The sequence below is a fragment of the Polaromonas sp. genome, from assembly GCF_029945895.1.
Lineage (GTDB): Bacteria > Pseudomonadota > Gammaproteobacteria > Burkholderiales > Burkholderiaceae_C > Polaromonas.
This window is the reverse complement of sequence record NZ_JAQSDL010000014.1, coordinates 58,634-82,661: the sequence shown is the minus strand read 5'-3', so window position 1 is coordinate 82,661 and position 24,028 is coordinate 58,634. Positions and strand designations below refer to the sequence as shown.

At 63.5% G+C, this 24,028-nt stretch carries 23 protein-coding genes and 4 tRNA genes; 14 read left to right on the top strand and 13 right to left on the bottom strand.

Features of this window, described 5'->3' with window-relative positions; translation table 11 throughout:
* Positions 1–3 precede the first annotated feature (3 nt).
* From PSV33_RS01900 to PSV33_RS01885, 4 genes are all read right to left on the bottom strand, one after another.
* Positions 4–80 (bottom strand) — tRNA-Gln (locus PSV33_RS01900).
* A gap of 106 nt (positions 81–186) precedes the next feature.
* Positions 187–1,041, bottom strand: a complete 855-nt coding sequence (gene ispE, locus PSV33_RS01895) for a 4-(cytidine 5'-diphospho)-2-C-methyl-D-erythritol kinase (protein ID WP_300557949.1) — start codon at positions 1,039–1,041, stop codon at positions 187–189.
* Positions 1,042–1,079: 38 nt separating this feature from the next.
* Complete coding sequence (locus PSV33_RS01890; RefSeq protein WP_300557939.1) at positions 1,080–1,601, bottom strand: lipoprotein insertase outer membrane protein LolB; 522 nt, start codon at positions 1,599–1,601, stop codon at positions 1,080–1,082.
* 6 nt (positions 1,602–1,607) lie between these two features.
* Positions 1,608–3,386, bottom strand: coding sequence for a tetratricopeptide repeat protein (locus PSV33_RS01885; RefSeq protein ID WP_300557937.1), 1,779 nt, complete (start codon positions 3,384–3,386; stop codon positions 1,608–1,610).
* Between the two features lie 63 nt (positions 3,387–3,449).
* Here PSV33_RS01885 and mutM point away from each other — a divergent pair, with 63 nt between their 5' ends.
* The 3 genes from mutM to mutY all read left to right on the top strand — a co-directional run bounded on the left by mutM (position 3,450) and on the right by mutY (position 7,452).
* Positions 3,450–4,265 (top strand): bifunctional DNA-formamidopyrimidine glycosylase/DNA-(apurinic or apyrimidinic site) lyase, encoded by an 816-nt coding sequence (gene mutM / locus PSV33_RS01880; RefSeq protein ID WP_300557935.1) that lies wholly within the window; start codon positions 3,450–3,452, stop codon positions 4,263–4,265.
* A 74-nt stretch (positions 4,266–4,339) separates the two neighbouring features.
* Positions 4,340–6,310: a dynamin family protein gene (locus tag PSV33_RS01875; RefSeq protein ID WP_300557933.1), complete on the top strand. Its 1,971-nt coding sequence runs from the start codon at positions 4,340–4,342 to the stop codon at positions 6,308–6,310.
* An 89-nt stretch (positions 6,311–6,399) separates the two neighbouring features.
* Positions 6,400–7,452 carry an A/G-specific adenine glycosylase gene (gene mutY, locus PSV33_RS01870; RefSeq protein WP_300557947.1) on the top strand — a complete coding sequence of 351 codons (1,053 nt, stop codon included), beginning with the start codon at positions 6,400–6,402 and terminating at the stop codon, positions 7,450–7,452.
* Between the two features lie 94 nt (positions 7,453–7,546).
* Here mutY and rapZ read toward each other — a convergent pair whose 3' ends face one another.
* The 3 genes from rapZ to PSV33_RS01855 are packed head-to-tail and all read right to left on the bottom strand — an operon-like array spanning position 7,547 to position 10,973.
* Positions 7,547–8,431 carry an RNase adapter RapZ gene (gene rapZ, locus PSV33_RS01865; protein WP_300557945.1) on the bottom strand — a complete coding sequence of 295 codons (885 nt, stop codon included), beginning with the start codon at positions 8,429–8,431 and terminating at the stop codon, positions 7,547–7,549.
* Between the two features lie 26 nt (positions 8,432–8,457).
* A complete protein-coding gene (gene recN, locus PSV33_RS01860; protein WP_300557931.1) occupies positions 8,458–10,101 on the bottom strand; it encodes a DNA repair protein RecN in 1,644 nt (547 codons plus the stop codon).
* Positions 10,098–10,973 carry an NAD kinase gene (locus PSV33_RS01855; RefSeq protein ID WP_300557930.1) on the bottom strand — a complete coding sequence of 292 codons (876 nt, stop codon included), beginning with the start codon at positions 10,971–10,973 and terminating at the stop codon, positions 10,098–10,100. Before PSV33_RS01855 ends, recN begins: the two co-directional genes overlap by 4 nt.
* A 48-nt stretch (positions 10,974–11,021) precedes the next feature.
* Between PSV33_RS01855 and hrcA the strand changes: the two genes are divergently transcribed.
* The 4 genes from hrcA to greB all read left to right on the top strand — a co-directional run bounded on the left by hrcA (position 11,022) and on the right by greB (position 12,916).
* Positions 11,022–12,041 (top strand): heat-inducible transcriptional repressor HrcA, encoded by a 1,020-nt coding sequence (hrcA, locus tag PSV33_RS01850; RefSeq protein ID WP_300557929.1) that lies wholly within the window; start codon positions 11,022–11,024, stop codon positions 12,039–12,041.
* Between the two features lie 26 nt (positions 12,042–12,067).
* Positions 12,068–12,144: transfer RNA gene (locus PSV33_RS01845), tRNA-Ile, on the top strand.
* Between the two features lie 30 nt (positions 12,145–12,174).
* Positions 12,175–12,251 (top strand) — tRNA-Arg (locus PSV33_RS01840).
* A gap of 86 nt (positions 12,252–12,337) precedes the next feature.
* On the top strand, positions 12,338–12,916 hold the full coding sequence (greB, locus tag PSV33_RS01835) for a transcription elongation factor GreB (protein WP_300557927.1): 579 nt from the start codon (positions 12,338–12,340) through the stop codon (positions 12,914–12,916).
* 22 nt (positions 12,917–12,938) lie between these two features.
* On the opposite strand, the gene PSV33_RS01830 is transcribed toward greB, so the two are convergent.
* The 4 genes from PSV33_RS01830 to PSV33_RS01815 all read right to left on the bottom strand — a co-directional run bounded on the left by PSV33_RS01830 (position 12,939) and on the right by PSV33_RS01815 (position 17,197).
* Entirely contained in the window at positions 12,939–15,185 is a 2,247-nt protein-coding gene (locus tag PSV33_RS01830) for a bifunctional (p)ppGpp synthetase/guanosine-3',5'-bis(diphosphate) 3'-pyrophosphohydrolase (protein WP_300557926.1), read from the bottom strand.
* A 113-nt stretch (positions 15,186–15,298) separates the two neighbouring features.
* Entirely contained in the window at positions 15,299–15,502 is a 204-nt protein-coding gene (gene rpoZ, locus PSV33_RS01825; RefSeq protein ID WP_077592946.1) for a DNA-directed RNA polymerase subunit omega, read from the bottom strand.
* 44 nt (positions 15,503–15,546) lie between these two features.
* Positions 15,547–16,167 (bottom strand): guanylate kinase, encoded by a 621-nt coding sequence (gene gmk / locus PSV33_RS01820; protein ID WP_300557925.1) that lies wholly within the window; start codon positions 16,165–16,167, stop codon positions 15,547–15,549.
* Positions 16,168–16,279: 112 nt separating this feature from the next.
* Positions 16,280–17,197 (bottom strand): YicC/YloC family endoribonuclease, encoded by a 918-nt coding sequence (locus PSV33_RS01815; protein ID WP_300557923.1) that lies wholly within the window; start codon positions 17,195–17,197, stop codon positions 16,280–16,282.
* A gap of 68 nt (positions 17,198–17,265) precedes the next feature.
* On the opposite strand from PSV33_RS01815, the gene PSV33_RS01810 reads away from it, so the two are divergent.
* The 5 genes from PSV33_RS01810 to hemW all read left to right on the top strand — a co-directional run bounded on the left by PSV33_RS01810 (position 17,266) and on the right by hemW (position 21,933).
* On the top strand, positions 17,266–18,273 hold the full coding sequence (locus tag PSV33_RS01810; protein WP_077592949.1) for a serine/threonine-protein kinase: 1,008 nt from the start codon (positions 17,266–17,268) through the stop codon (positions 18,271–18,273).
* Complete coding sequence (locus PSV33_RS01805) at positions 18,270–19,172, top strand: PP2C family serine/threonine-protein phosphatase (protein WP_300513524.1); 903 nt, start codon at positions 18,270–18,272, stop codon at positions 19,170–19,172. The genes PSV33_RS01810 and PSV33_RS01805 overlap by 4 nt, the downstream gene beginning before the upstream one ends.
* A gap of 110 nt (positions 19,173–19,282) precedes the next feature.
* Complete coding sequence (gene rph, locus PSV33_RS01800) at positions 19,283–20,011, top strand: ribonuclease PH (protein WP_300557921.1); 729 nt, start codon at positions 19,283–19,285, stop codon at positions 20,009–20,011.
* A gap of 46 nt (positions 20,012–20,057) precedes the next feature.
* Complete coding sequence (gene rdgB / locus PSV33_RS01795; protein WP_300557919.1) at positions 20,058–20,657, top strand: RdgB/HAM1 family non-canonical purine NTP pyrophosphatase; 600 nt, start codon at positions 20,058–20,060, stop codon at positions 20,655–20,657.
* A 34-nt stretch (positions 20,658–20,691) separates the two neighbouring features.
* Positions 20,692–21,933: a radical SAM family heme chaperone HemW gene (gene hemW / locus PSV33_RS01790; RefSeq protein WP_300557917.1), complete on the top strand. Its 1,242-nt coding sequence runs from the start codon at positions 20,692–20,694 to the stop codon at positions 21,931–21,933.
* Between the two features lie 34 nt (positions 21,934–21,967).
* On the opposite strand, the gene PSV33_RS01785 is transcribed toward hemW, so the two are convergent.
* Positions 21,968–22,186, bottom strand: coding sequence for a hypothetical protein (locus PSV33_RS01785; RefSeq protein ID WP_300557915.1), 219 nt, complete (start codon positions 22,184–22,186; stop codon positions 21,968–21,970).
* A gap of 506 nt (positions 22,187–22,692) precedes the next feature.
* Here PSV33_RS01785 and PSV33_RS01780 point away from each other — a divergent pair.
* Positions 22,693–22,780 (top strand) — tRNA-Ser (locus PSV33_RS01780).
* 37 nt (positions 22,781–22,817) lie between these two features.
* Complete coding sequence (locus tag PSV33_RS01775; protein ID WP_300557913.1) at positions 22,818–23,339, top strand: hypothetical protein; 522 nt, start codon at positions 22,818–22,820, stop codon at positions 23,337–23,339.
* 22 nt (positions 23,340–23,361) lie between these two features.
* Here PSV33_RS01775 and ureG read toward each other — a convergent pair whose 3' ends face one another.
* Positions 23,362–24,018: an urease accessory protein UreG gene (gene ureG / locus PSV33_RS01770; protein WP_300557911.1), complete on the bottom strand. Its 657-nt coding sequence runs from the start codon at positions 24,016–24,018 to the stop codon at positions 23,362–23,364.
* Positions 24,019–24,028: the final 10 nt, after the last annotated feature.

Here is a 24,028-nt window from a genome sequence, read left to right as displayed (position 1 = left end):
TTTTGGCAGGGGTGGAAGGATTCGAACCTGCGAATGCCGGAATCAAAATCCGGTGCCTTAACCAACTTGGCGACACCCCTACACAGGTAGATTGTCAGATCTGAAAACTGTCAAAGACAGGCGTCAGGGGACCGGCAACCAACCCTTTAATCGTTGTTTCTGGAAACACATTCCATGGCCTTGATCTTACCAATCGGCCAGAGGATGTGCATCCAGGTTGCTGCATTTGCGGACCTGCCAGTCGCCCGGGGCGACTGCGAGTTCCATCTCGTGCGGCATGTGCGCAAACACAGCACTTCCCGAGCCAGTCATGCGGCCTTGCAAATGCTGCATGGAGAGCCAGTCGAGTGACTGACCAACCTGCGGACACAAGGCCTGCGCGACTGGCTGCAAGTCGTTATGGCCGAATTCGTAAACTGAGCCAGTTGCGTTTGCAGCAAAGCCTCGGATTGTAGCAGTTTCTGTATCGCGTTTGAGCCCTGGCGAGCGGAAAATGGCGTCGGTCGGCAGCCCGGCGGGCGGTTTGACCACGACAAAACGGGCGGCAGGCAAGGTCAGTGGCGTGATTTTTTCACCAACACCCTCCACCCAGGCGTGCCCGCCGCTGAGGAAAAACGGCACGTCGGCACCGAGACCGAGGGCGATGGCCTGCAGTTGCTCCGCTGGCAGCCTGACGCCCCACAGGCGCTGCAGCGCCAGCAGGCAGCTGGCCGCGTCTGAGGAGCCACCGCCCATGCCGGCCTGCGACGGAATACGTTTTTCAAGGCCGATGTGCACGCCCAGCGTGGTGCCGGACGCGTGTTGCAGTGCCCGCGCGGCACGCACCACCAGATCCTCGGCCGGCAGCGCCTCGCTGGGGTCGCTGCCAAGGTCGGTGCGCGTGATCTGGCCATCTTGGCGCAGCTCGAAATGCAGGGTGTCACACCAGTCGATCAGCATGAATGCTGACTGCAGCAGGTGGTAACCGTCGGGACGCCGTCCGGTGATGTGCAGAAACAGGTTGAGTTTGGCCGGCGCCGCGACATCGTAGATCGCCCTCAGCGGGGGGGCCGAGGCAGGGCCCGCCAGTGCGGCCTGCATCAGGGCGCCGCCAGCACGATGCGCAGGTCGGAGCGCGGTTGCGGCATGGTCCGGCTGGCCGAAATCCGGCCTTCGGCTTGTTGTGACAGATCGGCATTCCAGCCGTCCGCGGCGGTATTTTTGCCATCCAGCCAGTCAAACAGGGCCGGCAACGGCACGGCTGCGCCGGTGGCCTTTTCCAACAGTTCATCGACGCTGGCAAAGCGCTGGATCTGATTGCCGGAATCGAGCACGGCTTCCTGAGGCGACCAGCGCAGCACAGCCAGGCTGTTGCCCAGCGGGCTGTTCAGCGTCAGTTCGCCCTGCCTGGGGTTGCCCTTGAGTTCGAAGCCGGCAAAAAAAGCCTGGGGCGGCTCGCTTTGCACCTGCAGGCTGATGCGGCCTGTCCAGAATGATATTTTTTCATCATTTTGGCCTGCAACCCTTGGTGGACTTGCGCAACCAGCTATGAAAAATGTAGCAATCAACAGGCTCGCCAGCAGGGCGGTCGAGCGGCGCAGCGGGGCGTCAAGGAGGGGCATGGCGGTTTACAGCCTGACACGGAGGCGCTTGAGGGTCTCCAGCAGCGTCTCGTTGTCGGCGTTGAGCAGCATGCCTTCCTTCCAGATGGCCAGGGCCCTGTCGCGCTGACCCAGGCTCCACAGCACCTCGCCGAAATGCGCGGCGATCTCGGCGTCGGGCTTGGCCTTGTAGGCGGCTTCAAAAATGGCCAGGGCTTCGGCCTTGTTGCCCAGGCGGAACTCCACCCAGCCCAGACTGTCCTTGATGAAGGGGTCCTCCGGCGCGTATTCCAGTGCCTTGAGGATCAGCTGTTTGGCCTCGGGCAGGCGCACGTTGCGATCGGCCAGCGAGTAACCCAGCGCGTTGTAGGCGTGGTGGTAGTCGGGCTTGCGCTCCACCACCTGGCGCAGCAGGCGTTCCATTTCCGGCAGCGCATCAAGCTTCTCGGCCATCATGGCCTGGTCGTAGAGAAGCTCGGGTTCGTCGGGGAATTGCGTGACGGCCTGGGCGAGCAGCTCGTAAGCGCTGCGGTATTCCTTTTGCTCGCGCAGCAGGTTGACCTCGGCCATCAGCTTGATGCGTTTGTCATCGGGGTTGCGTTCGGGCAATTTCCGGATCAGCTGGCGGGCCTCGTTGAGTTTGCCTTGCCGGGCCAGCAGCGAAGCGCGGCGCACCTGCGCCTGGACCAGTTCCTGCGCGTCGGGAATCTTGTTGATCCAGTTTTCCGCTGCGGCGAAATCCTTGCGCTTCTCAGCAATCTGCGCGAGGGACAGGTAGGCCTGGGACAGGCCGCGGCTGGTCTGCGGCTGGGCTTCCCCCTGGCCGGCAAGCTGGAGATAACGCAGCAGGGAATTCTGCGCCGCCGCCAGCTGGTTGTCCTGCAGCTGCAGGGAGCCCAGCACCAGCCAGCCTTCGGGGTAGTCGGGCTTGTCGCGCGTGACCAGTTGCAGCTGCGCGCTGGCTTCGGCATAACGCTGGGCATCGACCAGGACGCGGGCATACGCCATCCGGATTTCAGGCACGGCCCGGGGGTTGCCCGCAAAGTATTTCTGGACCAGGGCTTCGGCGCGCGGCAGTTTGGGGTCCATCAGTTCCAGTGCCAGCAAGGTCGGTCCCTCAGCCGCGGGGTCGAAGGCCTGCCCGCGTTCGGCAGCCTCCAGCGCGCCGGGCGCCTCGCCGGCGGCCAGCCGCATGCGCCCGACGGCGGTCCAGGCAGCCGCGCCTGTGGCGGGCGCCTTGAGCTCGTCGGCCAGTGCCTGCTCGAGCACGCTGGCGGCGAGTTTCTTGTCGCCGACGCGGGCATAAAAGCGTGGCAGGCTGGTGATGGCCTGCGCGCGTTCGACCTCGGGGGCGAGCTTCACTTCATTTTTCAGCGGCTCCGTGGTCTCGGTGATGCGGTTCAGTGCCAGCAGGATCTGCAGCACGTAGCGGTTGGCTTCCCGGGAGGCCGGCTGCGCCTGGCGCCAGGCCTGGGCGGCCTGCAACGCTGCGTCGCCCGAGCGCGATTGCAGGGCGATGTCGGCGGCGCGCTGGTACAGCTGGGCGTCGTTGGTTTTCCGGGCAGCGTCCAGCATCAGTGAAAAACCGGTCGGGGCATCACCTTCGCGCGCCGTGAGTTCACCGAGCAGCACCTGGTAGAACAGCTCCCCGTCCAGGCTGGACGGCGCCGGGGTGAGCGCCTGAGCCGCGGCAGGCGCCTCAGGCTGGGCAGCGGGCGGCAAGGCCGGGGCAGGCGGGGTGGTCTGGGCCCACAGCGCCGGAACTGCCAGGCAAAGTGCACTGAAAACGCTGATAAGTTGTTTCATCGGGCCATGATAATTGAAGCCTGAGCCCATGTAGGCGCGATCCCTGATTGACCCGAGTTGCCCATGCCCGAACTGCCTGAAGTCGAAGTTACCCGCCTGGGTTTTGCCAGCCGCATTGCCGGCGCCGAAATACTGGCGCTGCAGATGGGCAAGCCGCTGCGCTGGCCCCTGGGCTGCGACGCCGCCCTTCTGACCGGGCATACCGTGATCGAGGTCCGCCGCCGCGGCAAATACCTGCTGCTCGACACCACCGGCGGCCTGCTGATGATCCATCTGGGCATGTCCGGCAGCCTGGGCTTTGGTGCAGACCTGCCGCCGCCCGGGAAGCATGACCATTTCGACCTGCGCACCACGGCCGGCACCTTGCGCCTGCATGATCCACGCCGCTTTGGCGCGGTGGTGTACGCGCCGGCCGAACACGACGCCGCTGCCCAGAAGCTTCTGGGCCGGCTTGGCGTGGAGCCGCTGACGGACGATTTTGACGCGCTGGCCTTTTACCGCGCGCTGCAGGGCCGCAAGACGGCCATCAAGCAGGTGCTGCTGGCCGGCGAGATCGTCGTCGGGGTCGGCAACATCTACGCCTCGGAAGCGCTGTTCATGGCAGGCATCCGTCCGACCGTGCGGGCGGGGCGGCTGAGCAAGCCCCGCGCCGCCAGGCTGCATGCGGCGATCCGAAGCGTGTTGACCCAGGCGCTTGCAAAGGGCGGCAGCACCCTGAGGGATTTTTCCAACGCCATGGGCGAGAGCGGCCACTTCCAGCTCGAAGCCATGGTTTACGACCGTGCCGGCCTTCCCTGCAAGCAGTGTGCGGCTCCGGTTCGCATGCTCCGGCAGGGGCAGCGCTCCACCTTTTACTGTGTCAACTGCCAGAAATCCTGACCACCCGTCCCGCCGGGGGATGACCATTTCCGCTGGGCGATGCTATATTGATCGTTCTATGTCCACGCCGAACCATGTCCTTTAACGAACAATTTGACCAGCATGGCGCCTGGCGGCGTGAGTTTGCCTTGCGCCTGAAGCTTTTGTCCGAATGGATGAAGGGCCACGATCTGCTCAATGCCGCCGTGGAAGAACGCCTGCTCCGCCTGGAGTCGCAAGTGCGTTCGGACAAGGTCATGGTGGCTTTTGTCGCTGAATTTTCGCGCGGCAAGTCCGAGCTGATCAATGCGATCTTTTTCGCCGGCTACGGCCGGCGCATCATGCCGGCCAGTGCCGGACGCACCACCATGTGTCCGACCGAACTGGGCTACGACCCGGACATGCCGCCCTGCCTGCGCTTGCTGCCCATCGAGACCCGGCTCAAGCCACAGGCCTTGATGGAATGGCGTATGGTTCCCGAGAAGTGGACACGTGTCGACCTTGATGTGAACGACCCGGTCAAGCTCTCGAAGGCGCTGGAAAAGGTGGCCGAAGTCCGCCACGTTTCTCAGGACGAGGCACGTGCGCTGGGTTTCTGGCATGACGACGCACCGCAGGACAATCCGCGGGTCAATGCCGACGGTCTGGTGGAGGTGCCGAAGTGGCGCCATGCACTGATCAACATCGCCCACCCGCTGCTCAAGCAGGGGCTGGTGATCCTCGATACGCCAGGGCTCAACGCGATTGGCGCCGAACCCGAACTGACGGTGAGCCTGATTCCGCAGGCCCACGCGGTGGTCTTCATTCTGGCGGCCGATACCGGCGTGACCAAATCCGACCTGGCCATCTGGCGCGAGCACCTGATCACCGAGGGTGACGACAACGATGCCCGCCTGGTGGTGCTCAACAAGATCGATACCCTGTGGGATGCCCTGAGTTCGCCCGCGCAGATCCAGGCGCAGATCGAGCGCCAGCGCGCCAGCTCGGCGGAAATTCTCGGGCTACCGGTGGCCCAGGTCCTTCCCGTTTCCGCGCAGAAAGGCCTGGTCGCCAAAGTCACGGGTGACGACAAGCTGCTGCAGGCCAGCTGCCTGCCCGGCCTGGAGCTGGCCCTGGCGCAGGGTGTGATGGGGCAGCGGCAGAAAATCCTGCGTTCTGCGGTGGCCGCCGGCATTGTCGAGCTGCGCGCCGAAGCGGGCCGCGTCATCCATATCCGCCGGCGCGACCTGGCCGAGCAGATGATCGAGCTGCGCGGTCTGCGCGGCAAGAACGACTCGGTGATCAAACACATGCGCTCGCGCATCGAGCAGGAACAGCTTGAGTTCAACGCCAGCGGTGCCAAGATACAGGCCGTTCGCTCGATCCACCTGAAGCTGCTCAGGGAAGTCTTCCACCTGCTGGGCACACCCACGCTCAAGACGGAGCTGGCCGAACTGACCGACGCACTCAAGCAGCCCGGCATCAAGCTGGGCGTGAAGAAGGCTTATGGCAAGACCTTTGCGCGGCTGCGCGAAGGGCTGCAGAAGGCCCAGACCACCAGCGCCGACATCCAGAGCATGCTGGGCGGATCGTTCAAGCAGCTCAATGCCGAATTCGGATTTTCCCTGCAGGCGCCCAAGGAACCCGAGATGGGCCGCTTCATGGTGGACCTGGAGCAGATCGAGCGCAGCCACCTGCAATACCTGGGCGTGGCCAACATTCTCAAGCTGGCGCAGCCGGATTTTTCCGAACGGCTGGTGCGGGCCCTGGCCACGCGGCTGCGCGTGGTCTACGAGACCGCGCTTGGGGAAGTCGAGCTGTGGAACAAGTCGGCCGCCTCGCAGCTCGATGCCCAGCTCAAGGAGCGACGGCGCAACTTCAGTCGCCGCATCGAGGCAATCGAACGCATCCAGCAGGCTGCCACCGGCCTGGACGAACGCATCGCTGAAATTGCCGCCCATGAACGGGCGCTGGATGAACTGGACGGCAAGCTCGACGAGCTGACGGACCGGCTCGTGCATGCGCCGGCAAGTCCGCATGACCCGGCCTTGGCGGCTCCGGCCGCCGCCATGATCCAGGCCGCCTGAGCGCGGGGATGGCCCTGAGCTCCACACCCGGCGTCGGTGTGCCCCCGCTGCTTTCCGGGTCGACGGGGACTGACTGGCAGGCACAAGAGTTGGGCAGCCGTTTTTCCGCACAGGTCGTGCACTGGCAGAAAAGCCACGGACGCCACAGCCTGCCCTGGCAGAACACGCGTGACCCTTATCGCGTCTGGCTATCCGAGATCATGCTGCAGCAAACGCAGGTGGCCACGGTCCTCGACTACTACGCACGTTTCCTGGCGCGGTTTCCGGCGGTGGCCGATCTGGCCGCAGCCTCGCTCGACGATGTGCTGGGTTTGTGGAGCGGTCTGGGGTATTACAGCCGGGCCAGAAACCTGCACCGCTGCGCGCAGGATGTCGTGCGTTTGCATGGCGGGCAGTTTCCGCAGACGGCGGAACTGTTGCAGACCCTGCCCGGCATCGGGCCCTCGACCGCTGCGGCCATCGCCTCTTTCTGTTTTTCGGAGCGGGTGGCCATCCTGGACGGCAACGTCAAGCGGGTGCTGACGCGGGTCACCGCGTTTTCCGGCGATCTCGCTTCCAGCGCGCAGGAGCGTGAACTGTGGGCCATTGCCACCGGGCTGCTTCCGCGCCGCCAGCTGACGGAAACCATGCCCCGTTACACCCAGGGCCTGATGGATCTGGGGGCCACGATCTGCACCACACGCCAGCCCTCCTGCCTGCTGTGCCCGGTACAGGACATGTGCCGGGGCCTCGCCAGCGGCACGCCGGAAAGTTTTCCGGTCAAGACCCGCAAGCTCAAGCGCAGCGCGCAGTCGCTCACCTTGCTGTGGGCAGAAAAAACCGACGGCAGCGTGTGGCTGGAGCGACGCGCTGCGCCCGGCATCTGGGGCGGCCTCTATTGTTTTCCGGTGTTTGGCAGCGAAGACGATTTGCTGGCGGCGCTGCCCGCGCCTCTGCAGACGCGGCTGACGGCGATCCAGCCCTTTGTGCATGTGCTGACCCACAAGGACCTGCGCCTGTCGCCCATGGTGCTGGCACTGTCGGCCCGTGAGGGCAGTAGCACCCGCCTGCCGGGCGCCGGTGCCTGGTTTGCGCGTGACGGCTGGGAGGCGCTGGGACTGCCTGCGCCGATCAGGAAGTTGCTCGCGCAGCGCGCGGCCTGATTTCCCCGGATTATTGGTGAAAAAGGCCTGCAGCCCTTGATGGGCGTGCGCGGACAGCTATCAAAAAAAGAGTAATCTGGTTGCGCTGGCGAGCTTACGGCGCGGCGTCGAGTTCCCGGTGGCGCTTGAGGGTGACCCAGTGCGGGCCGAAAGCCTGCGCCAGCTGCTCGACGAGGTAAACCGAGCGATGCTGGCCACCGGTGCAACCGATGGCCACCGTCACATAACTGCGGTGGTCGCGGGCCAGCGCCTGCAGCCAGTGACCGATGAACTGCTCGATGTGGCGGAACATGTCGTCCACCTCGGGATGGCCTTGCAGATAACTCACCACCGCCGCGTCCTTGCCGGTCAGGCGACGCAATTCCGGCTCGTAGTGCGGATTGGGCAACATGCGCACATCAAACACATAGTCGGCGTCCACGGGCACGCCGCGCTTGAAGGCAAACGATTCAAACACCAGGGTCAGCTGGGTGGCCGGTGAGGAAATCAGCGCCTTCACGTAACCCTGTAATTGGGACGGCCGGATCATGCTGGTGTCGATGACATGGGCATGCTCGCGCAGCTCGCCGAGCAGCTCGCGCTCCTCGTCAATCGCGTCAACCAGGGCGCGCTGCTGGTCCAGGTCGTCCCGCCGCGACAGCGGGTGCATGCGCCGGGTTTCCGAAAAGCGCCGCACCAGCGTGTCGGTGCTGGCATCGAGAAACACCGATTGCACGGCCACGCCCTCTTCCCTCATCTGCGCCAGTTGCAGCGGCACCAGCGGCAGCGAGGTGGCGCTGCGCACGTCCATCGCGATCGCCACCTTGCGGGCACCGTGCTGCTTTTCCAGCGCGACAAACGGCAACAGCAGCTCGGGCGGCAGGTTGTCCACGCAGTAGTAGCCCGCGTCTTCCAGGGCATGCAGCGCGATGGATTTGCCGGAACCGGACATGCCGGTGATCAGGACCATGTCCATGTCCGGGGTCAGTTCCGCGGCCATGGCCGGGGTGGGATCGGTGGCGGCGTTCATTGGCCCAGCATTTCCTTGGCATGGGCCAGGGTGGTGCCAGAGAGTTTTTCGCCGCCCAGCATGCGGGCCACCTCGGCCACCCGCTGCTCGCTGTGGACCAGTTCGACGGTGCTCACGGTCTGGCCCTTGTCCGGACGTTTGGCCACCATCAGGTGATGGTCGGCACAGGCTGCGACCTGGGGCAGGTGGGTGACGGCCATGACCTGCCGGTCCTTGCCGAGTTGCTTCATCAGCCGGCCCACGGTTTCGGCCACCGCGCCGCCGACACCCGAATCCACTTCGTCAAAAATCAGGGTCTGCGCCTGACCGAGCTGGCTGGTGGTCACCGCAATGGCCAGTGCAATGCGCGACAACTCGCCGCCCGAGGCGACCTTGCCGACCGGCCGCGGTGTGCTGCCGCTGTGGCCGGCCACCAGAAATTCTGCCTGCTCCAGGCCATGCTGCGCGGGCTGCTCTAGCTTGCCCAGCGCCACTTCGAATCGGCCGCCCTGCATGCCCAGGCCCTGCATCGCCTGCGTGATGGCTTTGGCCAGCAGGGGCGCGGCCTTGCTGCGGGCTTTGGACAGCTGGCGCGCTGCTTCCATGTAAGCGGTGCGGGTCATCTGCTCGGTTTTTTCCAGGCCCACGAGGTCGGCTGCCGCATCGAGTTTCTGCAGCTCGCTGCGCCAGCCGGCCAGCAGTTCCGGCAGCTCGGCCGGCGTGCGCTTGTAACGCCTCGCCAGGCTGACCCACAGCGAAAGGCGTTCGTCGAGTTCGGCGAGCCGTTGCGGTTCCAGCTCGGCATGCCGGGCGTAGCCGTGCAGCGAATGCACGGCATCTTCCACCTGTGCCAGGGCACTGCTTAAAACCTCGGTCAGCCCTTTGAATTCGGGTTCAATATGCTCCTGATTCTGTAGCGCCGTGAGAGCACGGCCCAGCAGGGCACTGGCATTGTCATCGGACTCCTGCAGCGCATCGACCGCGGTCTGCACTGCATCGCGCAGGGACTGCACATTGGACAGCCGGCTGTGCTGGGTGTTGAGTTCTTCCCATTCCTGATCGCCCGGTGCCAGCTTGTCGAGCTCGCTGATCTGCCAGGCCAGGCGTTCGCGCTCGCGCTGCAGGCTGTCCTGCGCCGCGCGCGCGTCATACAGGGCCTTGTGCGCACTGCGCCAGGCCTGCCAGGGCTGCGCCAGCGCCTGCGCCGGGACACCGGCGTAGGCGTCGAGCAGGCCGCGCACCGCATCGGGACGGGTCAGGCTTTGCCAGGCATGCTGGCCGTGGATGTCGACCAGCAGGTCGGCGATCTCGCGCAGCTGGGTGGCCGTGGCCGGGCTGCCGTTGATCCAGGCCCGGCTTTTGCCCTGGGCATCAATCGTGCGGCGCAGCAGCAAGTCGTCTTCGGTTGCAAAGCCGGCCTGGTCCAGCCAGCCGGCCAGTGCGGCCGGCGCGTCGAAGGTGGCACTGATCTCGCAGCGCTGCGCGCCCTCGCGCACCACACCCGCGTCGGCACGAGCGCCCAGGGCCAGTTGCAGGGCGTCGATGAGGATGGATTTGCCGGCGCCGGTTTCGCCGGTGAGGACGGTGAAGCCGCTGTCCAGGTCCAGCGCGAGTTCACGCACGATGACAAAGTCGCGCAGGGCGATGTTCTTAAGGCTCATACCGCACCTTCATTCCAGTGAAGTTTTTTGCGCAAGGTGTCGAAGTAGCTCCAGCCTCTGGGATGCAGAAAGCGCATCTGGTACTTCGAGCGCCGCACCGTGATGCGGTCGCCGTGCAGCAGGCTGGCCAGCGACTGCATGTCGAAATTGGCGCTGGCATCCCGGCCCGCGACAATTTCCACGGTGACCTCGCCCGTGTCGGGCAGCACGATGGGCCGGTTCGACAGCGTGTGCGGCGCGATCGGCACCATGACCCAGCCGGAAATCGAGGGATGCAGCAGCGGGCCGCCGGCCGACAGCGCATAGGCGGTGGAACCTGTCGGCGTGGAAATGATCAGGCCGTCGGCGCGCTGGTTGGCCACAAAACGGCCATCGACTTCGACCCTGAGCTCGACCATGCCGGCCGTGGCACCGCGGTTGACGACCACGTCGTTCATGGCGGTGGCGCTGAAGACGCAGCGGCCGTCGCGCATGACCTCGGCCTGCATCATCCAGCGCCGGTCTTCCTCGTATTCGCCGCGCAGCATGGGCTCGAGTGCTGTCTGGAAATCCTCGAACGCGATGTCGGTGATGAAACCCAGCCGGCCCTGGTTGATGCCGACCAGCGGCACACCGAACTGGGCCAGCTGCCGTCCTATGCCCAGCATGGTGCCGTCGCCACCGACCACCAGTGCGAGGTCGCAATGCGCGCCGACGCCGGCTACATCGAGCACCGGGTAGTGCATCAGGCCGGTGTTGCTGGCCGTGTCTTTTTCCAGCGTGACCTCGCAGCCCTGCGTGTGCAGGAAGCCGGCAATTTCCTCCAGCGCCGAGCGTGAACCCTGCGCGTGGTACTTCCCGATCAGGGCGACGTGACGAAATTGCGACTTCATCGGCAAATTACATCACAACATTCTTGCCAAGCTTCGTAGAATGGCTTCATGCTTGATGAACGTGCCCGACTGTTGTTAAAAGCGCTCGTGGAGCGTTACATCGCCGACGGTCAACCGGTCGGCTCGCGCACCCTGTCCAAAGCCTCCGGACTGGACCTCTCGCCGGCGACCATACGCAATGTCATGAGCGACCTGGAGGATCTGGGCCTGATCGTCAGCCCGCACACCTCGGCCGGTCGCATTCCGACCGCCCGCGGCTACCGCCTGTTTGTGGACACCATGCTGACGATGCAGCGCGACCAGTATTCGGCCCTCGGCGCGTTGGGCACCCCCCGTCTGGCACCGGACCAGCCGCAGAAGGTTTTCAGCAACGCTGCCAACATCCTGTCGGACCTGTCGCAGTTTGTCGGTGTCGTGATGGCACCGCGCCGCACGTCGGTGTTCCGCCACATCGAATTTTTGCGCCTGTCCGAAAAACGCATCCTGGTCATCATTGTTTCGCCCGACGGCGACGTGCAGAACCGTGTCATCTTCACCGAAACCGACTACACCCAGAGCGAGCTCATCGAAGCGGCCAACTTCCTCAATTCGCACTACGCCGGCATGGCGATTGAAGAGGTGCGCGAGCGCCTGGGCAATGAGGTGGAGGCCCTGCGCGGCGAGATCGCCAGCCTGATGCAGGCGGCCGTGCAGGTCAGCACCGAGGCGATCGAGTCGCGCGACGAGGTGGTGATCTCGGGTGAACGCAACCTGCTGGCGGTCAGCGATTTTTCCAGCGACATGGGCAACCTGCGCAAGCTGTTCGACCTGTTCGAGCAGAAAGCCCAGCTCATGCGTCTGCTTGACGTGTCCAGCCGCGCCGAGGGTGTGCGCATCTACATCGGCGGCGAAAGCCAGGTTGTGCCCTACCAGGAGCTGTCCATCGTGACCGCACCCTACGAGGTGGACGGGAAAGTCGTGGGCACCCTGGGCGTGATCGGCCCCATGCGCATGCCTTATGAAAAAATGATCCAGATCGTCGACATCACGGCCAAGATGGTCAGCAGCGCACTGAACCACAGCAAGTAGCGGCTTACAATCCCTGCTGGCGACGTGGGGCGTTAGCTCAGTTGGTTAGAGCAGAGGACTCATAATCCTTTGGTCCACAGTTCAAGTCTGTGACGCCCTACCACCCAATTAATAGGCTATAATTCGAGGCTTAGCGGCTGTAGCTCAGTTGGATAGAGTACTTGGCTACGAACCAAGGGGTCGTGGGTTCAATTCCTGCCAGCCGCACCAAACGTCAAGCCCTGGAACCGAGAGGTTCCAGGGCTTTTTCGTTACGATGTCCCGATGTGGACACGTTTTGACTGCTTCAGTCGCCCATGAGCAAAGCCTTCACCAAAGAAACCGACGCGGACGACGATGACGAGCTGTCGTTGCCGTCGTTGCCTGCGGGCGGCAAAAACTACATCACTCCCGACGGTTACGCCCGGCTCAAGGACGAGTTGCTGGACCTGATCGACAACGAGCGTCCCAAGGTGGTGGAAGTGGTTCACTGGGCTGCCAGCAACGGCGACCGCTCCGAAAACGGCGACTACCACTACGGCAAGAAGCGGTTGCGCGAGATCGACCGGCGCATCCGGTTTTTGACCAAGCGGCTGGAAATTGCCGAAATTTCCGACCCGGCGGTTCACCATGGCAGCGACCAGGTGTTTTTTGGCGCCACGGTGAGCTACATCGACAGCAGCGGTTCCGGGCAAACCGTGACCATTCTGGGCATTGACGAGGCGGACAGTGCGCGCAATCAGGTCAGCTGGATATCACCCATTGCCCGTGCCTTGCTGAAGGCGCGGGTTGGCGATGAGGTGAAGCTGGCCACCCCGGGCGGGCTCAAGGACATCGAGGTGATGCAGGTCAGTTACCCGGCACCGGATGCCCGCGGCGGGCAGCACCGCTCATGAGGTAACCCGCCAGCGGGGCGGTTCAGACGCCTGGTTTGGCGCGCTGGACGCGCAGGACCGAGGGGGTGCGCTTGACGCTGCGCATGACCGACGCCAGGTGAATGCGGTCACGCACGGCCACATCAAAGCGCAGGTCAGTGGCGTCCTGCGCCGGCTCCTGTCCCATGTCGACCCGGGTGATGTCGGCCTCGGCGGCGGCCAACGCAGAGGCCACGCGTGCAAGCACGCCTTTGCCATTGGTGACCGTGACCAGCAGGCCGGTTTCAAACGCACGGGTGGGTTCGTCCGACCAGTCGACTGCAATGAAGCGCTCGCTGTCGCGGTGCTGCAGCTTTTTGGCGACGGCACAGTCGTCCGTGTGGACCACCAGGCCTTCACCGCGGCCCAGATAACCCACGATGGCATCGCCTGGGATGGGACGACAACACGGGGCAAACTTCACCGAGGCGCCTTCGCTGCCGTCCAGCACCAGCGCACCCTGGGAAATCGACTCGTGTGCGGTGTAACGCTCGCGGCTCATCAGCAAGGGGTCCGGCTTTTCGCCGGTTTCCGCCAGCAGGGTGACGATTCGTTTGGCGATCATGCTGGCGATGCGTTTGCCCAGGCCGATGTCGGTCAGCAACTCGGCGCGCGTGCGGTTGCCGCTGAAGCGCAGGATTTTTTCCCAGGTGGCGTGATGGGCGTCGTCATCCTCGGACAGCCGCTCGCGATCAATGCCCTCGGCCCGCAAGGCTTGCGCCAGCATTTTCTCGCCCAGGTCCTGCGACTCGCTCAGGGCCATAGTTTTGAGGTGATGGCGGATTTTTGACCGGGCCTTGCCGGTGCGCACAAAACCCAGCCAGGCGGGGTTGGGGCTGGAGACAGACGCGGTGATGATCTCGATCACGTCGCCGTTGTGCAGCTCCGAGCGCAGCGGAACCTGCTCGCCGTTGACCTTGGCGGCCACGGCGCGGTGCCCCACGTCGCTGTGGATGGCGTAGGCGAAATCGACAATCGTTGCGCCGCGTGGCATGGCCATGATCTGGCTTTTCGGCGTGAACACATACACGGCGTCGGGGAACAGGTCGATCTTGACGTGGTCCCAGAACTCGGCGGCATCCCGCGTCTCATGCTGGATATCGAGCAGGGACTGCAGCCACTGGGTGCCCAGCCGCTGCGATGCGTCGCTGTCCGGATCGGTGGCTTTGTAGAGCCAGTGCGCAGCAACGCCGGATTCGGCCACGATGTGCATGGCCTCGGTACGCATCTGGAATTCGATGTTGGTGCCGAAGGGGCCGACCAGCGTGGTGTGCAGCGACTGGTAGCCGTTGACCTTGGGAATCGCGATGTAGTCCTTGAACTTGCCTGGCAGCGGCTTGTAGAGCTGGTGCAGCACGCCCATGGCGGTGTAGCAGGCCGTGACGCTGGCAACAATGACGCGAAAGCCGTAGATGTCCGTTACCTGCGCAAACGACAGGTGTTTTTCATCCATCTTGCGATAGATCGAATAGAGGGCTTTTTCGCGCCCGTAGATATGCACCTGGATGCCGGCGCCGGCAAACGCTGCTTCCACTTCGGACTGGACACGCTTGATCACGTCGCGCCGGCGGCCGCGGGCACGGGCCAGGGCCTTGGTCAGCGTGGCATACCGCCAGGGGTACAGGTGCTGGAAGGCCAGGTCCTGCAACTCGCGGTAGGTGGCGTTCAGGCCAAGGCGGTGCGCAATCGGCGCATAGATGTCGAGGGTCTCGCGGGAGATGCGTTGCCACTTGCTGCGCGGCACGTCGCCGAGTGTGCGCATGTTGTGGCTGCGGTCGGCCAGCTTGATCAGGATGACGCGGACATCACGCGCCATCGCCAGCAGCATCTTGCGAAACGATTCGGCCTGGTTTTCCTCGCGGGTGTTGAACTCCAGCTTTTCCAGCTTGGTCAGCCCGTCCACCAGTTCCGCGACCGGCGCGCCGAAACGCTCGATCAGCTCCGGTTTGGTGACGCCGCAGTCCTCGATCGCATCGTGCAGCAGGGCGGCCATCAGGGCCTGGGCGTCCAGCTTCCATTCGGCGCACTGCTGCGCTACCGCGATCGGATGGGTGATATAGGGCAGGCCGCCGTTGCGGATTTGGCCCAGATGCGCTTCATCGGCAAAGCGGTAAGCGGTCCGGACGTTGTTGACGTCCTCGGCGCTCATGTAGTCCAGCCTGGCCGTCAGCGCAGCAAAACTCGCCGCGGCTGCATTTGCGGCAGCCGGCGTGGACTGGGTGCTTGCGATGGGGAAATCCAGGGCGCTCATGGCTTAAATGTATCGCGGTGCCGATAAAACGTACAAAAAGCGGGCATTCCACGACGTTGAGCAAACAAAAAAGCACCGCGGACGGTGCTCTTTGGAGGATAGGGGAAAGAACCTCAGCCTGGAACCTTTTTCAGCATTTCGAGGCCAATTTTGCCTTCGGCAATTTCGCGCAAGGCGGTCACGCCCGGCTTGTTCTTGCTTTCGATCTTGGGTGCATGGCCCTGGCTGAGCATGCGGGCGCGGTAGGTCGCGGCCAGAACGAGCTGGAAGCGGTTGGGAATTTTTTCCAGGCAGTCTTCAACAGTGATGCGGGCCATGATGATCTCCGGGTTAAACGCAATGGGGGGGATGAAGCAGCAGGTCAGTCAATATGCAGGGCCTTGAAGGTCTCGGCGCGGGCACGTCTTTGGGCTGCAAACTTGAGCCGCTGGGCATGAACAATGGTTTTCAGGTCAAAAACCGCTCGTTCAAATAACTCGTTGATTATAACGAAATCGAATTCGCGGGCCTGAGCCATCTCGATGGCCGCATTTTTCAGGCGCAGTTCGATCACTTCCGGCGTATCCTCGCCGCGGCGCTCCAGCCGCGAGCGCAACTCTTCCCAGCTGGGCGGCAGGATGAAGATCAGGACCGCGTTGCTGAAAATGCGCTTGATGTTGATCGCTCCCTGAAAATCGATTTCCAGGATGACATCGGCACCGGTCGCCACGCGTTCCTCGATCGTCTGCCGCGACGTGCCGTAACGCTGGCCATGGACATGGGCCCATTCCAGGAAGGAGTCCCGCAGCACCATGCCGTCAAACTCCTCCGACGAAATAAAGAAATATTCGCGGCCATGTTTTTCCTGCCCGCGGGGCGGCCGGGTGGTATGTGACACCGCCGGTTGCACCCGCGCATCGAGCTCCATCAGGGCCTTGACCAGACTGGATTTGCCGGCGCCACTGGGCGCGGCGACAACGAACAGGTTTCCGGGGTAATCCATCAGTGATCCTTTGTTCTGAGCACGCGGCCGCCGCGAAGGGCCGCCCCGAGCAAGGCCGGCCCCCTCGGGGGGCAGCGACCCACACGAAGTGGGGGAGCGTGGGGGCCCTGTTTCATTCGATGTTCTGGACCTGCTCGCGGATCTGCTCGATCAGCACCTTCATGTCCACCGAGACATGGGTAAGTTCCAGTGACCCGGATTTGGAGCCCAGCGTGTTGGCTTCGCGGTGCAGCTCCTGGATCAGGAAGTCGAGTCGTTTGCCCACTTCGCCGCCGGCCGCCAGCAGCCGGTCGATTTCGTCCAGATGGGAGGACAGACGCGTGATTTCCTCCGCCACATCGATGCGTATCGCAAAGGAGGTGGCTTCCGTCAGGGCCCGGTCCTGCGCCGCTTCGGGCAGGGTACTGCCGCCGCCCAGCGCCATGGCTTCCTGCCAGCGCTCCATGAAACGGATTTTTTGCTGCTCGACCAGTTTGGGCACCATGGGCACGGCCGAGGCCGCCAGCGCCCGCAACTGGGCCGTGCGGTCCAGCAGCATCTGCGTCAGCCGGGCGCCTTCGCGCTCCCGGGCCGAGAGCAGGTCCTTCAGGGCCTTTTTGGACAGCTTGAGCAACTCATCACTGTAGTCATGAATGGTTTTGTCTTCGCCGCCTGCCAGGCGCAGCACGTCGGCCACACTCAGGGCCGCGGCATGGGGCAGCCAGGATTTCACCGTGTCTTCCAGGGAGCCCAGGCGCTGCAGCGTGCTGGCCGCCGGGGCACGCAGGTTGCTGCCGGAGTTGCTCTCCAGCGAGACACGCATTTCTATCTTGCCGCGCTTGAGCTTGCCGGTCAGCAGTTCACGCAGGGCCGGCTCGGCCTGGCGCAATTCATCGGGCAGACGGAAGGCCAAGTCCAGAAAGCGGCTGTTGACCGAGCGTATCTCCACACCCAGGCGTGCACTGACGTCCGTCCCGGCGTCCGTTTCAGGGGTATTTCGCGCGGGGGTGGATTGGACGGCTGCATAGCCTGTCATGCTGTAAACTGACATTTAGTAATACGCTTTTCGTAGAGTAAACAGGACCTGGTGATCCCGTCACCTTGCATCAATCCCGAATTATGTCAAAGGTCAAGCCCGCGCCACTCCCACCCGATACCGTCATTGGCGGCTATCGCGTCGTGCGCAAGCTGTCGGCCGGCGGGTTTGGGGTAGTTTACTTGGCCGTCGACAACGAGGGCCAGCAGGTCGCCATCAAGGAGTACCTGCCGTCTTCGCTGGCGAGCCGCCCGCCGGGTGAATTGCTGCCGCAGGTGCAGCCGGAAAAGCTCTCACTGTACCGCCTGGGGCTGAAGAGTTTTTTCGAGGAAGGTCGCTCGCTGGCGCAGATCTCGCACGCTTCCGTGGTGAGCGTGCTCAATTTCTTCCGCGAAAACGAAACCGTCTACATGGTGATGAACTACCTGGAGGGTGGCACCCTGCAGGATTTCATCATCACCGCGCGCGAACTCAAGAAGCAGAAGGTGTTTCGCGAGTCGACGATCCGCTCGCTGTTTGACGAGATCCTGCGCGGCTTGCGCATCGTGCACCAGCACAAGATGCTGCACCTGGACATCAAGCCGGCCAACATCTTCGTGACTGACGACAACAAGGCCGTGATGATCGACTTCGGCGCCGCCCGCGAGGTCTTGAGCAAGGAAGGCAACTTCATCCGGCCCATGTACACCCCCGGTTTTGCCGCGCCCGAGATGTACCGCCGTGATTCGTCGATGGGGCCCTGGACCGACATTTACGCGATAGGCGCCTGCATTTACGCGACCATGCAGGGTTATCCGCCCAATGATGCGCCGCAGCGCCTTGAAAAAGACCGTCTGTCGCTTGCACTGTCCCGTTTGCGCGGCGTGTATTCAGACAACCTCATTGAAGTGGTTGAATGGTGCATGTCACTCGATCCCCTGTCCCGACCGCAATCGGTTTTTGCCCTGCAAAAAGAGCTCAGCCGCGAGGGGGAGCGTCGCTACACCAAGCTGACGGTGGGTGAAAAAATGCGGCTTCAGTTTGACAACATGGTGTCAGACACCAAGAAAACCGCGCGCAAGGCCACCGGCTTTGCGACGAAATTCAAATGAAATTCTCGGTCTTTCAGGTCAGTCGCAAGGGCGGTCGCGAGAAAAACGAAGACCGCATGGGGTATTGCTACACGCGCGAGTCAGGCCTGTTTGTGCTGGCCGACGGCATGGGCGGCCACCCTGAAGGCGAGGTCGCGGCCCAGCTGGCGCTGCAGACCATCTCCGCGCTGTATCAGAAGGAAGCCCGGCCGCTGGTCAGGGACACCACCGAATTTCTGTCGTCGGCCCTGATGGCGGCGCACCACCAGATCATCCGTTATGCCAGCGAAAAAGGCATGCTCGACACGCCTCGTACCACGGTGGTGGCAGCCATTTTGCAAGGATCGGGCGCGACCTGGGTCCATTGCGGCGACTCGCGGCTCTACGTGGTGCGAGACGGCGAGTTGCTGACCCGCACACGCGACCACTCCTACCTGGAGCAGCAAAACGCCGGCATCATCAAACTCGAGCGGCTGAACCGCAACATCCTGTTCACCTGCCTGGGGTCGCCCTCCAAACCGGTGTTCGACATCGCCGGCCCGGTTGTCCTGCAGCAGGGCGACAAGCTGATGCTGTGCTCCGACGGGCTGTGGGGCACATTGACCGACGCGGAAATTGTCCGCCATATGGCTGGCAACAGCGTGTCCGAGGCCGTGCCCGACATGGTCGAACACGCACTGCGTAATGGCGGCGAGCACAGCGACAACGTCACCGTGCTGGCCATGGAATGGGAAACCCCGGACGCTTTTGAATCGACGCGCGGCATTTCGACCGACAGCATCATGGACGGTGTGTTTGCATCGACCATTCAGGCCGGCGTGCTCGACTCCAGCGTCGAAGACCTTGACGATGCGGCGATCGAACGCTCCATCGCTGAAATCAACGAGGCGATCCGCCGCTCGGCGGCAAAAAAGGCCTGAGTTCCCCGTCAGGCAGCTTGGCCGCCTTCGCGCAGGTTCTGCCTTTGGCCTGACTTCTCTTTTCTTTTTTCCTGTTTCCCCGGGCGTAGCGACGCCAGAAAGCCCTGACCATGAGTTCATTTTCGAGAAGCAACGCCCGTGCCGCTGACCAGTTGCGCCCGGTGCGCATCACCCGGGCCTACACCGCCTATGCGGAAGGCTCGGTCCTGATCGAGTTTGGCGCGACGCGGGTGCTCTGCACCGCCTCGGTCGAGGAAAAAGTGCCGGGCCACAAAAAGGGCAGTGGCGAGGGCTGGGTCACCGCCGAATACGGCATGCTGCCGCGCGCCACCCACACCCGCAGCGACCGCGAGGCCGCGCGCGGCAAGCAGAGCGGGCGCACGCAGGAAATCCAGCGCCTGATCGGCCGCTCTATGCGCGCCGTGTTCGACCTGAAAAAACTCGGTGAACGGACCATACATCTCGACTGCGACGTGATCCAGGCCGACGGCGGCACACGCACGGCCAGCATCACCGGCGCCTTTGTCGCTGCGCAGGACGCGGTGAACAAGTTGCTGGCTGAAGGCAAGCTCAAGGAAACACCGATCATCGGTCATGTGGCAGCCATTTCTGTCGGCATCGTGCAGGGAACGCCCTTGCTCGACCTCGAATACATTGAAGACGTCAGTTGCGATACCGACATGAACGTGGTGATGACCGGCGCCGGCCATTACGTCGAAGTGCAGGGCACAGCGGAAGGTGCGGCTTTCTCGCGCAAGGAGATGGACGCGCTGCTCCTGCTGGCTGAAAAGGGCATCAGCGAGCTGGTCGTGCAGCAGCAGCAGTCGCTCCTGAATTAATAGCTGCTTGCGCCCGCCCTGATTGGGCTGAAGCCATATTTTGTTTATGAAAATCGTACTCGCATCGAACAACCCCGGAAAACTCGCTGAACTGCAGGCCATGCTGGCACCGCTGGGCGTGACGCTGGTGAAACAGTCTGACCTGGGCATCCCTGAGGCCGAGGAACCCTTTCGGACTTTTGTCGAAAACGCCCTGGCCAAGGCGCGCCATGCATCACGGCTCAGCGGCCTGCCGGCGCTGGCCGACGACGCTGGCTTGTGTGTCGATGCCTTTGGCGGGCTGCCGGGCGTGGACACGGCTTTTTACGCCACGCAGTTTGGCTACGACAAAGGCGATGACAACAATGTGCGCGCCCTGCTCGAACAGATGGCTGGCATGGAGCAGCGCCGCGCCGCGCTGGTCAGCACCCTCGTGGCGCTGCGGTCTGCCGATGACCCCGAGCCCCTGATCGCCGTAGGCCGTGTCAGCGGCGAGATCGCGCGCGAGCCGGTGGGCAGCAACGGTTTCGGCTTCGACCCGGTGATGTTCATTCCGTCCTTCGGCAAGACCTTTGCCGAACTGCCGGTCGAGGTGAAAAACGCCCACAGCCACCGCGGCATAGCGGCGCGCCAGATGATGGACCTGATGCGCGAGCGCTGGCTGTGAACGTTCTGGTCTTCGTATCTGTATTCGTATTCCCATGACTTTTCCCATTCCTGTTGTCAGCGCGTCGCCCAGGGAGGAAGCCGGGGCGGGGCTCAAGGACATCCAGCACTACATGCGGGACGGCACGCTGCGGCTGTCTGCATTGCCACCGCTGTCGCTTTATGTGCACCTGCCCTGGTGCCTCAAGAAGTGCCCTTACTGCGATTTCAACTCGCACGAAGTGTCTGGCGAGTTGCCCGAGCGGCGTTACCTTGACGCGCTGATGGCCGACCTGGAAGCCTCGCTGCCACTGATCTGGGGCCGCACGGTGCACAGCATCTTCATTGGCGGCGGTACGCCCAGCCTGTTCTCGCCGCAGGCCATCGACCGCCTGTTGGCTGACATCCGCGCGCGGCTGCGGCTGGAGCCCGACTGCGAAATCACGCTCGAAGCCAACCCGGGTACCTTTGAGAAACACCGCTTCAAGGCCTTTCGCAGCGCTGGTGTCACACGGCTGTCGATCGGCGTACAGAGTTTTGACGACCAGCATTTGCAGGCGCTGGGCCGGGTGCACGACCGCGCGCAGGCCATCGCTGCGGTCGAGGAAGCCGCGCAGGCTTTTGACACCTTCAACCTCGACATCATGTACGCCTTGCCCGGGCAAACGCTGGCCGGGCTCGAGCACGACATGCAGCAGGCGCTGGTGTTTGCGCCCCCGCATATCTCGATCTACCAGCTGACGGTCGAACCCAACACCTTCTTCGCCAGACACCCGCCGGTGCTGCCGGAGGACGACGACGCTTACGCCATGCTGGACCGTATCACCGAACTGACCGGAGTGGCGGGTATGGACCGGTACGAGATATCGGCTTACGCCAAGCCCGGCCACTGCTGCCTGCACAACCTGAACTACTGGAAGTTCGGCGACTACCTGGGCATAGGCGCCGGCGCCCACAGCAAGCTCAGTTTTGCGCACCGAGTGGTGCGCCAGGTGCGCTTTCGGGAGCCCAGGCTCTACATGGACAAGGCGCTCGCCGGCACGCCGGTGGCGCAGGACAACGAGGTCAGCCGTGCCGATTTGCCGTTCGAGTTCATGCTCAACGCCCTGCGCCTGCGCGAGGGCTTCAAACTGCAGGATTTTTCTGAAAAAACCGGCTTGCCGTTGACGGCGATCCAGACCGGGTTGGACGAGGCCGAACGCAAGGGCCTGATCGAGCGCGACTTGGCGCGGGTCAAGCCGACCGAGCGCGGCTTTGACTTCCTGAACGATTTGCAGACGCTTTTTCTGGCGGATTGAGCACCAAGTCGTGGGACCTGGGCGCGTCTTTGCCTCAGGGCTTGCGTTTTGCCTCGTAAGCAGCAATCGCCTTCTTCAGGTCGGTGTACTCTTCGCACGGCATGAAGCACAGCTTGTCGAGCGCGGCCAGATGCTGCTTGGCCTTGGCCAGGTCCCCCACCATCAGGTAGGCCTCGCCCACATATTCATGCGCGCCGCGGTGTTTCGGGTTGAGACGCAGGGCTTCCCCGTAGTGCTTGAACACCAGCGCCATGTCCGGGTTCGCGCCCTTGCGGATCGAATAGGCGTAGAGGTTGTGGTAGTCGGAATTTTTGCGGCGAGCCCGCCAGCGCTTTCTGCAAGCCGCTCTGGGCGGCGGCCCAGTTCTTCTTCGCAAACGCGGCCTGGGTGGCCGCCAGCACAGGGTCGGCAGAAGCGCCGGCGTCCGCCGAACTGCTCACGTCGCCCGCGGCAAAGGCCGCTGAGCAGACAGACAGCAACGCGAAAACCAGATGTTTGACGAGACGGTTCATGGCTGACTCCCTGGAAGCGGATTGACATGCGCGGGGTGGCATGCAGCACAAATGGTACTGCGCCGGCCGGCTGCGGTAAACCGTCTGCTGCCGGGGATATCGCAGGGGTTGGGTGCGCCAGGAAAACGGCGCCGGATGTTCTTCCGATCCGCGGCCTTCACCACAGTCTCGCCGATCCCCTCTACGCGGCGCGTCAAGGCAGGCGGCCTGGAGTCGGTTCGCCTGTTAGCGGTTAAACTACCCCTCTGGAAGCGTGGCAGAGTGGTCGATTGCACCGGTCTTGAAAACCGGCAAAGGGAAACCTTTCGTGAGTTCGAATCTCACCGCTTCCGCCAGACGGCCCGACACCGGCCGGCAGCCCAATCTACCCCCATGATTTCCCCCTTTCGTTGTTGGTCCGCTCTCGTCAGCTTGTTGCTGGCTGTTTGCGCCGGCCCCGCAGCCGCACAGCCGCTGATTCCGCCCGGGGTGCATCTGGGCGTGACCGTTTCCGAGTTGCGCGAAGCTGTACCGGGACTTCATCCGGTTCCCCGGCCGCAGTCCGTCGCTGGTGCTGTCGGGCGCTGGAGGGTTGATGGTGTCCAGCAGGCCGGTCTGGTTTTCGACGAGACCTTCTTTTTTGCGGGGCCGGCGCTGCAGCGGGTGGAACTGCTGATGCAACCCGGCACCTTCCCACCATCCGGCGAGGCTTTCGCGCATCTGGTGGCCTCGCTGCAGGGGCTTTATGGGCCGGAACTGCCGCTGCACGGGGCTTTGTCCAGCGTGGAGGCCGGAAGCGCCTCCTGGGTGCACGATGGCGTGGACATTCTGGCCCTGCAATCCGGTTCTGCGGGCCAGACCAGCGTGCGTCTGATTTACAAGGCGCGCGTTCTCAAGGACGCGGGCGAACTCTAGAGGCGGGTACCCCGGCCCAGGCTCAAGCCGCGCCCAGCATGCCTTTGCTTTCAATAAACGCCACCACCTCCGTCAGGCCCGTGTTGGTCTTCAGGTTGGTCATGACAAAGGGTTTCAGGCCTTTGGCGGTGGTGCGCATGCGGATGGTGTCGGCTTCCATCACGGCCAGGTCAGCGCCTACGTAGGGCGCCAGGTCGGTCTTGTTGATGACGAACAGGTCGCTTTTGGTGATGCCGGGGCCGCCCTTGCGCGGTATTTTTTCGCCAGCGGCGACGTCGATCACGTAAATCGTCAGGTCGCTGAGTTCAGGGCTGAAGGTCGCGGCCAGGTTGTCGCCGCCGGACTCCACAAACACCACGTCGGCGTCGGGAAAGTCTTCCAGCATGCGGTCGATGGCCTCGAGGTTGATGGAGGCGTCTTCACGGATCGCGGTGTGCGGGCAGCCGCCGGTCTCCACACCCATGATGCGTTCGGCATCGAGCGCGCCGCTGACGGTCAGGATGCGCTGGTCTTCCTTGGTGTAGATGTCGTTGGTGATGGCCACCAGGTCGTACTTGTCCTTCATGGCCTTGCACAACATCTCGAGCAGGGTGGTTTTTCCGGAGCCGACGGGACCGCCTATGCCGACGCGCAGCGGGGGCAGTTTCTTGGTGCGGTTGGGGATGTGGTGCATGCTCATCGGAAGTTCC